The organism is Streptomyces sp. CNP082 (assembly GCF_059570535.1).
The window spans coordinates 1-12160 of sequence record NZ_JCANSZ010000105.1 but is presented as its reverse complement, the minus strand read 5'-3'; the positions used below and the strand labels follow the sequence as shown (position 1 = coordinate 12160).

Here is a 12160-nt window from a genome sequence, read left to right as displayed (position 1 = left end):
GGGGGCGGTCGGGGCGGTCGGGGCGGTGGCCGCGGGGGCGGTCGCGCTCTGCGCCGGTATGGGCGCCGGCGTCGCCGCGCTTGCCGTGGGGCGCGGTGGTGGCGGGGGACCGGTCGGAGTGCGGGGGGCGTGGTTCGGCGGGGCGGCCCGGGCGCGGGGTGGCGGGCGGTGCCGGGGGGCCGGGGCGGTGCGGAGCGGCGGGCGCGGACCGGTCGGCGCCGGGGGCGCCGGGGAGCGGTGGCCGGGCTGGGGGCGCGGGGCGGCGGGGGCGGTCGGGGCGGTCGGGCCGGGGTGGCGCGGTGACGTCGCCGGGGGGACCGGGGTGGCGGCGGCCTTCACCGGCACCGTTGCCAGCGAGACGGCCGGGGCGGCGGGGACGGTCGGGACCGGGGTCGCGAGTGCGGGTGCGGTCACGGGCGTCGTCGGGGGTACGGTCGCGGAGGACGGCGATGCCGGGGGCGGGGGCGGCGGGGCGGTCGCGCGGGGCGGGGTCGGGGACCGCGGCGTCGTGGTGGCCGGCTGCGGGACGGGGCTGGGCGGCTGCCGCGCGGCGGGGGCGGTCGTGGCTCACGCGGGGACGGTCGTCTGGGGCGCCGGCCCCGCCGCCGGCGCGGGCCCGATCCTCTGTGGCCCGGGGGCCGTCGTCCGCGGCGCGGGGACGGTCGTCCGTCGTACGGGGACGGTCGATCGCGGCACGGGGACGCTCGTCCGTCGCACGGGAACGGTCGCCCGCGGCACGGGAACGGTCGCCCGCGGCGCGGGGACGGTCGTCCGTCGTACGGGGACGGTCGATCGCGGCACGGGGACGCTCGTCCGTCGCACGGGAACGGTCGCCCGCGGCACGGGAACGGTCGCCCGCGGCGCGGGGACGGTCGTCCGTCGTACGGGGACGGTCGATCGCGGCACGGGGACGCTCGTCCGTCGCACGGGAACGGTCGCCCGCGGCACGGGAACGGTCGTCCGCGGCGTCGGAACGCTGGTCCGCCGCACCGCGGCGGGCGGCCGTCGCGCCCAGACCCTCGCCCGCCACGCCCCGCCCCCCGCCACCCACGGCCGCTGGACGCCCCGCCGCGCGAGAGCGTTCCGGCGCCGTGCCGTGCCGGGTTCCGGGCGACGCCGCGCGGCTCGCCCCGTACGACGACACGCGCGACACCGCACCCTGCTGCTTCCCGTACGCACCGACACCCACCGCCGTACTCCCGTCGGCAACCCCCTGCCACAGCACCACCGCCACCACCCCGGCCGCGAGGGGCAGGCGACGTGCGGGAGCAGCCACGGCGGGGCCCCTTCCGTGCCGGCAATGCTGACGTGACCAGAGTCACATAAGTCACCAAAGCTGACATTCGGGGCTACGCCGTGCGGGTACCCGTACGGCGTACCGCCGCCGGGTACGTACCGTCCGTCACGTCGTCAGCAGGAGCTTCCCCACGTGCGCACTCGACTCCATCACCCGGTGCGCCTCCGCCGCCTTCCGCATCGGCAGCGTCCGGTCCACGATCGGCCGTACCCGGTCCGCCTCCACCAGCGGCCACACGTGCTCCCGTACCGCCGCCACGATCGCCGCCTTCTCGCCCGGCGGCCGGCCGCGCAGCGACGTCGCGGTGATCGCCCCGCGCTTGGCCAGCAGCGCGCCGAGGTTCAGCTCCCCCTTCGCGCCGCCCTGCAGCCCGATCACCGCGATCCGGCCGTTGACCGCCAGCGCCTTCACGTTCTGCGCCAGATAGGCGGCCCCGACGATGTCCAGGATCACGTCGGCGCCGGCGCCCCCCGTGGCGGCCCGTACCTCCTTGACGAAGTCCTGTTCGCGGTAGTTGATGAGCACGTCCGCGCCCAGCTCGCGGCAGTACTCCAGCTTCTCCGCGCTGCCCGCGGTCACCGCCACCCGGGCGCCGACCGCCTTGGCCGACTGCACCGCCATCGTGCCGATGCCGCTGCCGCCGCCGTGCACGAGCAGCGTCTCGCCGGGGCGCAGGTGAGCGATCATGAACACGTTCGACCAGACCGTGCAGGCCACTTCGGGCAGGGCGGCGGCGGTCACGGCGTCGTGCCCGCGCGGTACGGGCAGCAGTTGCCCGGCCGCCACCGCGACCCGCTCCGCGTACCCGCCGCCGGCGAGCAGCGCGCACACCTCGTCACCGGCCTTCCACCCGGCCACCCCCGCCCCCACCGCGGCGATCCGCCCCGCGCACTCAAGACCGGGATACGGGGACGCGCCGGCGGGCGGTTCGTAGAACCCCTGGCGCTGCAGCACGTCCGCGCGGTTCACGCCGGCGGCAGCCACCTCGATCAGCACTTCGCCTTCCGCCGGCACAGGGTCGGGGACCTCGGCCCAGACGAGCGAATCGGGGCCGCCGGGCTCTGAGATGGTGATCGCATGCATGCGGTGGACGCTACTACTCCGCACCGCCCAAGCGGTCTCCGTCCCCGGCGGTGCGGCCACCGGGTCAGCGCGGAGACCACCGGCTCCCGCCCTGTGCCGCGCGCCGCCACCGGCGGTGCGGCTACCGGGTTTTCCTCGCGCCGCCGTTGACGTTGAGTACCTGCCCCGTGATGTGGCGGGCGGCCGGCGAGGCGAGGAAGGCGACCGCGCCCGCGATGTCCGCCGGGGTTCCGGGACGGCCGGTGGAGGTGGCGGCGATCAGGGCGGTGCGGCGGTCGTCGGAGAGCCGGTCGCGGAAGAACTCGGTGTCGGTGATGTAGCCGGGGGCGACCACGTTGGCGGTGATGTCGCGAGGCCCGAGGGTGTCGGCGAGGCTCAGGTTCCAGGTGGCGAGGCCGGCCTTGGAGGCACCGTAGGAGCCGGCCCCCTGGTCGGCCGCGATGGACCCGATGTGGACGACCGCACCGCCCGGGGCGAGGCGGTCGTCCAGGGCACGGGTCGTGAGGGCGGCGCTGACGAGGTTCGCGTCGAGATTGGCGCGGAAGTCGCGGGCGTAGGCGGCGAGATCGGTCCTGCCGTCGGCGTCGAAGGCGACGTTGCCGCCCGCGTTGTTCACCAGCACGTCGACGCGCTCAGGGAGTTCGGCCACCAGGCGAAGGAGGGCCTCGGGGTCGGTGTGGTCGCAGACCAGGGGGCGGACGCCGGTTTCGGCCGCGAGCGCGTCGAGGGTGGCGGGGCGGCGGCCGGTGACGATGACGGTCTCGTTCTGGTCGGAGAAGTGGCGGGCGATGGCGCGGCCGATGCCCGTACCGCCGCCGGTGACCAGGATCGTGCGTGGCATACGATGACTCCCCAGAACCAGATTCAGGTCTAAATTTAGAGCTAAACATACCACCCGGGAGAGTCGGCATGGCACACGAGCCCACCACGCCGAAGAGCACGGGCTACCCGATGGACGACGCCTCCACGTACCCCGTACAGGACATCGCCGCCGCCTGGGAGCGCGAGCGGCCCGGCACACCCGTGACGTCGATCGGGATCGTCACGCCCATCTGGCGGCTGGCGAAGCTGCTGGGCGACGACCGGCGGCGGGTCCTCGCGCAGGCCAGGGTCGACGCCGCGACCCTCGACCTGCTGAGTGTGCTGCGGCGGAGCGGCGATCCGTACACGCTGAGCACACGCGAACTCAGCCGGCGCTCACTGGTCACCGCGGGCGCCATCTCGCAGCGCGTGGCCCGCGCGGAAAGCGACGGCCTCGTCACGCGCCGCCCCGGGCAAGGGCGGCCCCGCACGGTCCTGGTCTCACTGACCCAGGCCGGACACGACCTGGTCGAGGCCACCGTCGACCACGTTCTGGGCCGGGAGGCCGAGCTGATCGACGGTCTGACGCCCGAACAGCAGGACCACCTCACCGAACTGCTCCGGATACTGCTCCAGCATGTTCAGGGCCGGCTCGGCGACGACCGCCTTTCCGATGTCGGCGATGAATGACCGAGTATGCACTTCTACGATCTACCCATGAGCGACGTGGGCCCGGCAGCCGAACAACTTCAGACCGCCCGGCTGTCGTTGCGGCGTCCGACAGAGGCCGACATCGGCGCGATCTTCGCGATTCACCGTGACCCCGAGACCTGTCTCCACAACCCCTCCGACGCGCTCACCCGGCTCGACGAGGCCGAGGAACTGTATCGCCGCTGAACGACCAGTGGCAGCGGTGCGGATACGGGTACTGGGTCGTCCGACGCCGCGACTCCACCCCGCAACTGGGATTCTGCGGAATCAAGCCCATGGAACTGCACGGCATGAAAGTCCTCAACCTCTTCTACCGCTTCGCCACCTCAGCCTGGGGCCACGGCTTCGCGAGCGAGGCCGCGGCGACGGTCACCGCCTGGGCAGCCCGTCACGTTCCCGGCCTCCCACTGATCGCCCGCGTCCGGCCGGGCAACGTCGCTTCGCAACGCGTGGCAGTGCGCGCCGGCCTGACCCGAGCGGAGCACCTCGACGAAACCGGAGACGACGGCCTCGACTGGATCTACGCGGCAAGACTGCCGAACTGAGCAGCCCGGACACAGGCAGACCAACGCCGTACTCCCTCTCGCCGCCCTCTTCACCCGGCGGGTACGGGTGATCCGCTATGACGGCTCCGCGCTTGACCGCCACCGCCAAGTCATCGGTCTCCCGCTGCTGGAGGCCCGCCTCCGTCTTCGTCGCCGGGCGCTCGATCAGATCCAGCCCCGAGCCCTGCACGATCACGTTCCCCAACACCGTCCCCGTTCTTGGAAGATGGTGCATACAGTCGGCACTGCGTGACCGCGCGTGGCATCATCCCGGTCATGGCAGTGCAGGATGACACCCGTGAACAGCAGATGCGCGACCGCTTCAACTTGCAGATCGCCGACGATCGGAAGCGGGACGGTATCGACGCATACCTTCGCGTCGATGACCGGATTGTGAACTTCGAGCTCAAATCCACCACCAGTGGGTCGGTATCGACCGTCCGCGACTTCGGACCTTCACACATCGAGAAGTGGCAGGATCTGCATTGGATCATCGCCATTTACAACAAGGGTGGCACCAAGATTCAGCGATGCCATTACGCGTCCCCCTCTGACATGTCGCCATGGATCGAGGGGAAGCGGCTCTATGTGCTGCCGGACCTTATCCTCGGCCAGGAGATCTCTATGAAGGTCACTTCCGGCACCGTTGCGCGCATCTTCGACGGCAGAGCAGAGCCTTACACGAAGGACGACGCCAAATGGATCATGAAGAACCAGTGGAGTGCTGAAGAATATCAGCAGGCCAGGGACCTGTCAGACGGGTATTCGCTGCAGCGCATGACGGAAATGCTGCAACTTCGCTGCTCCTACCTCATGGCGCGCGGGTCAACGCTGAACAATCCCCACATCCCGCGCACCTTCGTGGAAAAACTCCCCCTCCTGGACAAGGACGAGCCCGCGATCAGCCTTCGGACGTACGTCAGGAACTACTTGGAGACCGCCGCCGCAACGGACGAGGCGACCGCGTAGGCCAGCGGAGGCGGGACGGCGTTTCCGATCTGCCCGAGAGCCATGTACGTTGCCCCCACGAAGAGCCAGTCCTCCGGGAACCCCTGGATCAACGCCACGTCTGGTACCGAAAGCCGGAAGTGGCCGTTCTTTGCGACGAACGCCCTGGCGGCCTCGCGGCTGGCGGCAACTCCGTTCGGCCAGATCTCCAGAGATGCGAACTTCCTCTGTGCCGCAACGCTGTTGAGGATCGACGTCGTGTGCCGCGGCCCGGTCAGGCTGCTCCGGATCGTAGGTGAGAGATCGTCAACGCCGATGTCGGGCAGCCCGAGCGCCTCGCGCAGCCCCATGCAGCGCTGACCTCCCTCATCGATGGTGGCCTCTCCCCAGTAGTGTGTCGGCTGGGGTGCCTTCCAGCGCTTCGCATTGCGCTTGTTGCGGAACCCGACGAAGAAGATGCGACGCCGCACCTGCGGGACCCCGAAATCGCTGGCCTGCAACGTCACCACTTCGACGTGATAATCCTTCGAGAGAGGGCCGACGATGTTCTCGGAAACGTAATCCGAGAACTTCGCGCTCCCCAGGGCGGGCACGTTCTCGGCCACGAACGCCATCGGTTTGATCTGGCGCACGGCCTGCACGAACTCCGGCCACATGTCGCGCTCGTCGAGGTGGCCATTCTGACGCCCGGCATTGGAGAAGGGCTGGCAAGGAGGTCCGCCGTGGAGGACGTCCACGGAACCACGCCATCTTCTGAAGTCGACACCGCGGACGTCCCCGGATTCGCCGCTGTGGACCTCCCAGTCAGGCCGGGCCTGCCGCAGCGTCCGGCCAGCCTCTTCCATGAGTTCGTACGAGGCCACATGTGTGAAGCCTGCGCGCTCGAACCCCAGGTCGAGGCCGCCGCCGCCGCTGAACAAGGAGAGTGAGCGCAGCCCGCCGGCCTCCCGCACGGGCATGAGCTCCAGCGGATCGAATGGGGGAACATTTACTTCGTGGAGCGGGTCGGGGCCTTCGCCGGAAAGTGCGGACTGCCGGGCGCGGCGGGATTCCCGTGCGATCTGCCTGAAACGTTCCCTCTCGGCCTCCGTCAAGTCACGGGGCTGGTGGAAAGGGGACGAGGAGGGGATACGGCTGGGCACGACCGCGTCATCTCCCGCGGGGGGAGCGCTCGTTGAATCGTCGAAGAGCTTGTCTTGGCGCGTCGCGGGACCAGGCATGCGTGAAGCTTACGAGTTCACTGTGCCTGTTGTCAGCTGGGTTGGTGCAAATCTCTTCTTGTGGCACCGGCCGCACGTTGTGGGGGGTGTCACATCGAGGGGCCGGCGCGTCGAGAGCGTACGGCAGCGGCGATCTTGTCGACGCACTCCGGCGGTGGTTCGTGTTCCCAGAAGCGGAGCACAAGCCACCCCGCCTCCTCCAGTTGCGTGTCGGTGTCACGGTCCCTGGCCACGTTCTTGAGCACCTTTTCCGACCAGTAGCCCTCGTTCGTACGAGGCGCCGTGTAGTGCTCCGGGCAACCGTGCCAGTAGCAGCCGTCGATGAAGACAGCGACCTTGGCTGGGCGGAAGACCATGTCCGCGGTCCGCCGCAACGCGGGCAGCGGGCGAGCGGCGACCCGGTACCGCAGGCCGAGAGCGTGAACCATGCGGCGGATGGCCAGCTCGGGCTGCGTGTCCCGGCTGCGAATGGCCTGCATGTTCCTGCGCCGCATGGCGGACGAGGCCCAGGACCCGTCCGGCGGCTTCCAGCGTTCGGGGCGCTTACCGGGGTCGGGTGTCTCAGGCATCAGTCGGATCGCAGTCGGGAGGCGGTACGGGTGGGCAGGCGTGCAGGTTAGCCGACGCCGCCCGCCGGGCCGTGACCTGCCCCGCCACGGCTGGCGCAGGCAGCTGCTCCGGCACCGCTGGCGAGGGCAGGCCCGGTGCGTGCTACTGCTCCCGGCCCTCCTCCGGGCCGCCGTCGTCGTTCCGGTTGCGGCGCCGGTCGCGTTCCGGGTCCGTGCCGCCCAGTTCGCCGTGGGCGCCGTAGCTTCTGGCGTCCCTCGCGTCCCTGGCGTCGCGGATGTCGTCGTAGTCCCGGTAGTCGCGGTCCCGGCGTCCGCCCAGGTCCCAGCCACCCACGCGGGTCACTATGCGTTCCCTTTCCGGCGTCGTCGCCGGGCCCTCGGCCCGGCTGATGGTGATCAGGCGGTCCGTCATCTCCAGCCGGCCGACATCCGGATCGTCGTACGCCATCAGCCGGTGCCCGCGCTTGACCGCCACCACCAGGTCGTCGGTCTCCCGCGGGTGGAGGCCCGCCTCCGCCTTGGTCGCCGGACGCTCGGTGAGGTCCAGGCCCGAGCCCTGCACGATCAGGTCCTCCAGCACCGTGCCCGCGCTCGGGCTCAGCACCGACAGGCCGAGGAGCCGGCCCGCCGCACTGGAGCTGGTGATCACCGCGTCCGCGCCGGACTGGCGCAGCAACGGCGCGTTCTCCTCCTCGCGCACCGCCGTCACGATCTTGGCCCGCGGGTTCAACTGCCGGACCGTCAGCGTCACCAGCACCGCCGTGTCGTCGCGCTGCGGTGCGATGACGAACTGCGCCGCCCGCTGCCCCTCGGCGCGCAGCAGCACGGCGGAGCGCGTCGCGTCTCCGAGGACGCCGACGTAACCGTCGGCGTTGGCCGCGTCGACGGCCTTGCTGCTCGGGTCGATGACGACGATCTGGCCCTTGTCCAAGCCCTTGGCGCGCAGCGTGTGCAGCGCGGAGCGGCCCTTCGTGCCGTAGCCGACGATGACGGTGTGATCGCGCAACGCAGACCTCCAGCGATCGAGCCGCCACTGCTGGCGGGTGCGCTCGGTGAGCACCTCAAGGGTGGTGCCGACGAGGATGATCAGGAAGAGCACGCGCAGCGGCGTCACCACGAGGACGGTGGTCAGCCGGGTGCCCGGGGTGGCGGGGACGATGTCGCCGTAGCCGGTGGTGGAGAGGGAGACGGTGGCGTAGTACGCGGAGTCCAGCAGGCCGACCTTGCCGCCGGCGTTGTCGTGGTAGCCGTCGCGGCCGAGGTAGACGACGCACACGGAGAGGGCGAGCACGCCGAGCGCGGCCAGTATCCGGCCGCCGACCTGGCGCAGGGGGGCGCGGGGACGGCGGGGCAGGGCGACGGGTTGGTCGGGGTACTTCACGCCGGGCCTGCCGGGGTGGCGGGCGGGGTCGCCGCGGTGGCTGCGGTCGCTGCGGTCGCTGCGGTCGCTGCGGTCCAGGGGAGGCGGAGGACGCGCACGGGGGTGCCGGCGGGGGCGCCGCCGGGCGGGACGACGGCGAGGGCGTCGGCGACGGCGAGGCCGCGGAGCATGGCGGGGCCGGTGAAGTGCAGGGGGCGCGCGGCGGGGTACGGGGCGCCGGCTGCGGGGACGGTGGCGCGGGCGGGCGCGGGGGTGGGCGGGCGCGCGGGCGTGCGCGCCGGGCGCTGGGCGGTCGGCGGTGGGGCGTACGAGACGGGTGCGGTCCCTGCGGCGGTGGATGCCGCGGCGTCCTCCAGGGCCACCGGCACCAGCCGGGTGTCCGTCGGGTGGCCCTTCGCGTCCGCGGTGAGCACCGCCTCCGGCGGCTCCGGCACCGGCGCCCCGCCGAGCACGCGCACCAGCGGCTCGGCGAGCGTGAGCAGCCCGGAGACCGCCGCCAGCGGGTTGCCGGGCAGCCCGACGACGTGGGCGCCGGTCGGCAGCACGGCGAGCAGCATCGGGTGGCCGGGGCGTGCGGCGACGCCGTCGACGAGCAGGTCCGCCTTGAGGCGGCGCAGGGTGCCGTGGACGTGGTCGACGGGGCCCGCGGCGGTGCCGCCGGTGGTCACCACGACGTCCGCGGTGGACGTGGCGACGGCCTCGTACAGCAGCTCCGCGTCGTCCCCGAGGCGCCGGGTGACGAACGGTTCGGCACCGCACGCGCGCAGCCACGGCTCCAGCATCGGGCCGAGCGCGTCGCGGATGCGGCCCTCGCGGGGCCGGCCGCGGTGCAGCAACTCGGCGCCCAGGACGAGGGTCTCGACGCGCGGGCGGCGGACGACACGCAGCTCGTCGTGGCCGGCGGCGGCGGCGAGCCCGAGGACGGCGGGGGTGACGCGCGCGCCGGCGGGCAGCAACTCGGCGCCGGTGCGGCACTCCTGGCCGCGCGGGCGGATGTCCTGGCCGGTACGGACGTCGTGGCCGGTACGGATGTCGTGGCCGGTACGGACGTCGTGGCCGGTACGGATGTCGTGGCCGGTACGGACGTCGTGGGCCGGGGCGGTACGGGGGGCCGGGGTGGCGTAGAGGGTGCCGTCGTCGCGGAGTTCGGCGTGCTCGGAGCGGAGGACGCCGGTGGCGCCGGGCGGGACGCGGGCGCCGGTGGCGATGCGTACGGCGTGGCCGTCGGGCAGCGGGGGGTGGGCGGAGTGGCCGGCGAGGATGCCCTGGCCGGCGGAGTCGAGCCGCCAGGGGCCGGGGCCGGCGACGGCGTAGCCGTCCATGGCGGAGGTGTCGAAGGGGGGCAGGTCGACGAGCGCCTTGAGCGGGTCGGCGAGCACCTGCCCGTACGCCCCGGCCAGCGGCACGAGGACGGCGCCCAGCCGCCGCCCGGACCGCACGGCGACCTGCCGGGCGGAGTCCCAGGTCAGCCCGCGGGGGTCGCGGGGTTCGCGCGCGGCGCGTACGTCGAGCCCCAGCGCGACGTCCAGCGGATCCCCGCCGCCGCGCGCCGCGGACGCGCCCTCGCGCCCCTGGGCACCACGACCCGCCCCAGACCCCTGCCCCGCGCCCGTACGGGCCGCACCCGCGCCGGCGTCGTCCGGCGTCGCCGCGCCACGGCCCTCGGGACGGGGCTCGGAACCCGCGCGGGCCACCGGCCCGTTGGGCCCCTCGCCGCCCGCGCCCGGCCCGCCGCGACGCGCCTGGGCACCACGGCCCCCACCCGCAGCCACCGCCCGACCACCGGCACCATCGGGAGTCCCCGCACCGCGCGGCTCGGGGCGCCGCCCCGAGCCCACACGCGCCTGCGGCGCCGTCCCGGTGGGGCGGTCCCGGCGACGTGGCGGCGACGGCTCCCGGTCCTCGACCGTTCCGGCCGGCTGCGTGAGGGCCAAGGCGTCGCCGAGCTCGTCGGTCCGCGCCGGCTTGCGGGACGTCCCCGACCGCGCGGGGGAAGCGGAGAGCGGGGGAGACCCCGCGGGCGCGGCGAGCGGGGGGTCGGCGAGGGTGAAGGCGTCGCCGTAGGTGGCGGCCAGGTCGCGGTGGTCGTTCGCCAGCGCCATCGCGTCCGCGAACTCGTCGCCGCCGGCCCCGGTTTCGCCGTCGTTCCCGCTCCTGTTCCCGTTCCCGGCCCCGGCGCCCGCCCTGGGGGCGCGCCGGTCTCCACCTGGACCAGACGTCATCGGGTTTCCTTCGTGGATACCCCCGGCTTCAGCCGGGGGAGGAAGCGAAGCTCCCGCGAGAGCGGGGCAGGGAGAGCCGAATCGCCGTCAGGGCGTTGCGGCGTCCACCAAACCTGCTGGTGAGGGACACCGCAAAGATCATTCGAGGTCAATTGTCAGTCCTCCCGGGTAGGTTCTGGTGCATGACGACAGAGGTGGCGGCGGAGGCGGCCGGGCATGCCCGGTACACGTTTCGTCTTCGCGTGTCGTCCACAGCCTGTGTGGCTCTTGAGGCCGAGTGGGGCCGGGTGCGCTGGACGTGGAATGAGTGCGTCGCCAAGTCCCGGCAGGTGCACCAGCACAACCGGGCGACGGGCGGGAAGGCGACGTGCGGGCCGGTGCAGCTCGCGGCGATGCTGACCGGGGCCCGTGCCCGCACCCCGTGGTTGCGGGAGGGGGCGTGCGTTCCGCAGCAGCAGGTGATCCGCGACTTCGCCAAATCCCGGGCCAAGGCGATCAGGGACATCAGGGCCGGGGTGCCGGTGCGGCAGCGGGCGGGGATGCCGAGGTACAGGAAGAAGCGCGAGGCGCTGCCCACGCTCGAATACACCCGGCGCGGGTTCCGCCTCAAGGGGAGCTGTCTGCATCTGGCCGGCGGGATCGTCGTGCGTCCGGTGTGGTCGCGGGAACTGCCCGAGCCGCCCAGTTCGGTGCGGGTCTACCGGGATGCGGTGGGGCACTGGCAGGCGAGCTTCGTCGTCCCCGCCGTGGTCGAGCGGCTTCCCGCCACCGGACGGGTGATCGGCATCGACTGGGGTGTGAAGGAGACGGCCACCAACACCTCCGATGACCACGACCTTCCCCACCCCCAGCACGGAAGGACCGCTGCGCAGAAGCTGGCCAGGTACCAGCGGATGATGGCCCGCAGGAGGCCGAAGCGCGGCCAGGCCGCCTCGCACGGCTACCGCGAAGCGAAGCGGCAGACGGCCAGGCTCCACCAGAAGGTGGCCCGGCAGCGGAAGGACACCGGCCGCAAGTGGGCCAAGAAGGTCGTCCGGGACCACGACGCCCTGGCCGTCGAGGACTTCCGCCCGAAGTTCCTGGCGAAGTCGGCCATGGCCCGTAAGGCCGCTGACGCGGCGGTCGGCGCCACCAAGGCCGCGCTGGTGGAGATGGGCCGCAAACACGGCCGGGTCGTGCACCTGGTACACCCGGCGCACACCACCATGGATTGCGCGGACTGCGGAGCGAGAACCAAGCACGCGCTGCCTCTCTCGGAACGAACGTATACGTGCACCGCGTGCGGAGTGTCCCGGCCCCGGGACAAGAACTCCGCCCGCGTGATGCTCGTCCGGGCTGGTCTTCAACCCGGCTGGCGCTGACCGTGCAAGACCTGCACCCCCG

10 protein-coding genes and 3 pseudogenes are annotated in these 12160 nt (G+C 72.7%); 5 read left to right on the top strand and 8 right to left on the bottom strand.

The window, feature by feature from the left end:
• The 3 genes and pseudogenes from B124_RS36170 to B124_RS36160 all read right to left on the bottom strand — a co-directional run.
• Positions 1–571 (bottom strand): annotated as a pseudogene (locus tag B124_RS36170) (hypothetical protein); the annotation flags it as partial.
• 831 nt (positions 572–1402) lie between these two features.
• The gene (locus B124_RS36165; RefSeq protein WP_496507261.1) at positions 1403–2380 is read right to left on the bottom strand and encodes an NAD(P)H-quinone oxidoreductase; all 978 of its coding nucleotides are present in this window, start codon (positions 2378–2380) and stop codon (positions 1403–1405) included.
• A gap of 121 nt (positions 2381–2501) precedes the next feature.
• A complete protein-coding gene (locus tag B124_RS36160; protein WP_496507260.1) occupies positions 2502–3221 on the bottom strand; it encodes an SDR family NAD(P)-dependent oxidoreductase in 720 nt (239 codons plus the stop codon).
• A gap of 68 nt (positions 3222–3289) precedes the next feature.
• Here B124_RS36160 and B124_RS36155 point away from each other — a divergent pair, with 68 nt between their 5' ends.
• Genes B124_RS36155 through B124_RS36145 form a run of 3 tightly spaced genes read left to right on the top strand, consistent with a single transcriptional unit; the run spans position 3290 to position 4437 of the window.
• On the top strand, positions 3290–3871 hold the full coding sequence (locus B124_RS36155; protein WP_496507259.1) for a MarR family winged helix-turn-helix transcriptional regulator: 582 nt from the start codon (positions 3290–3292) through the stop codon (positions 3869–3871).
• 27 nt (positions 3872–3898) lie between these two features.
• A complete protein-coding gene (locus tag B124_RS36150) occupies positions 3899–4078 on the top strand; it encodes a hypothetical protein (RefSeq protein ID WP_496507258.1) in 180 nt (59 codons plus the stop codon).
• Complete coding sequence (locus B124_RS36145; protein ID WP_496507263.1) at positions 4012–4437, top strand: GNAT family N-acetyltransferase; 426 nt, start codon at positions 4012–4014, stop codon at positions 4435–4437. The genes B124_RS36150 and B124_RS36145 overlap by 67 nt, the downstream gene beginning before the upstream one ends.
• Positions 4438–4522: 85 nt before the next feature.
• Here B124_RS36145 and B124_RS36140 read toward each other — a convergent pair.
• Positions 4523–4660, bottom strand: a pseudogene (locus B124_RS36140) (Ion channel protein); the annotation flags it as partial.
• 53 nt (positions 4661–4713) lie between these two features.
• Between B124_RS36140 and B124_RS36135 the strand changes: the two are divergent.
• Positions 4714–5406 (top strand): PDDEXK family nuclease, encoded by a 693-nt coding sequence (locus B124_RS36135; protein ID WP_496507257.1) that lies wholly within the window; start codon positions 4714–4716, stop codon positions 5404–5406.
• Here the strand turns inward: B124_RS36135 and B124_RS36130 are convergent.
• The 4 genes from B124_RS36130 to B124_RS36115 all read right to left on the bottom strand — a co-directional run bounded on the left by B124_RS36130 (position 5364) and on the right by B124_RS36115 (position 10249).
• Positions 5364–6479 (bottom strand): DNA cytosine methyltransferase, encoded by a 1116-nt coding sequence (locus tag B124_RS36130; protein ID WP_496507256.1) that lies wholly within the window; start codon positions 6477–6479, stop codon positions 5364–5366. The genes B124_RS36135 and B124_RS36130 overlap by 43 nt on opposite strands.
• A 215-nt stretch (positions 6480–6694) precedes the next feature.
• Positions 6695–7174, bottom strand: a complete 480-nt coding sequence (locus tag B124_RS36125) for a very short patch repair endonuclease (RefSeq protein WP_496507255.1) — start codon at positions 7172–7174, stop codon at positions 6695–6697.
• 142 nt (positions 7175–7316) lie between these two features.
• A complete protein-coding gene (locus tag B124_RS36120) occupies positions 7317–8555 on the bottom strand; it encodes a potassium channel family protein (protein ID WP_496507254.1) in 1239 nt (412 codons plus the stop codon).
• On the bottom strand, positions 8552–10249 hold the full coding sequence (locus B124_RS36115; RefSeq protein ID WP_496507262.1) for a molybdopterin molybdotransferase MoeA: 1698 nt from the start codon (positions 10247–10249) through the stop codon (positions 8552–8554). The genes B124_RS36120 and B124_RS36115 overlap by 4 nt, the downstream gene beginning before the upstream one ends.
• Before the next feature lie 710 nt (positions 10250–10959).
• Between B124_RS36115 and B124_RS36110 the strand changes: the two are divergent.
• A pseudogene (locus B124_RS36110) lies at positions 10960–12160 on the top strand (RNA-guided endonuclease InsQ/TnpB family protein); the annotation flags it as partial.

What these genes read in the sequence shown, in the direction of transcription:
- B124_RS36165 (WP_496507261.1), bottom strand. Translation starts at nt 2,380, where the DNA reads ATGCATGCGATCACCATCTCAGAGCCCGGCGGCCCCGATTCGCTCGTC.
- B124_RS36150 (WP_496507258.1), top strand. Translation starts at nt 3,899, where the DNA reads ATGAGCGACGTGGGCCCGGCAGCCGAACAACTTCAGACCGCCCGGCTG.
- B124_RS36125 (WP_496507255.1), bottom strand. Translation starts at nt 7,174, where the DNA reads ATGCCTGAGACACCCGACCCCGGTAAGCGCCCCGAACGCTGGAAGCCG.
- B124_RS36160 (WP_496507260.1), bottom strand. Translation starts at nt 3,221, where the DNA reads ATGCCACGCACGATCCTGGTCACCGGCGGCGGTACGGGCATCGGCCGC.
- B124_RS36155 (WP_496507259.1), top strand. Translation starts at nt 3,290, where the DNA reads ATGGCACACGAGCCCACCACGCCGAAGAGCACGGGCTACCCGATGGAC.
- B124_RS36135 (WP_496507257.1), top strand. Translation starts at nt 4,714, where the DNA reads ATGGCAGTGCAGGATGACACCCGTGAACAGCAGATGCGCGACCGCTTC.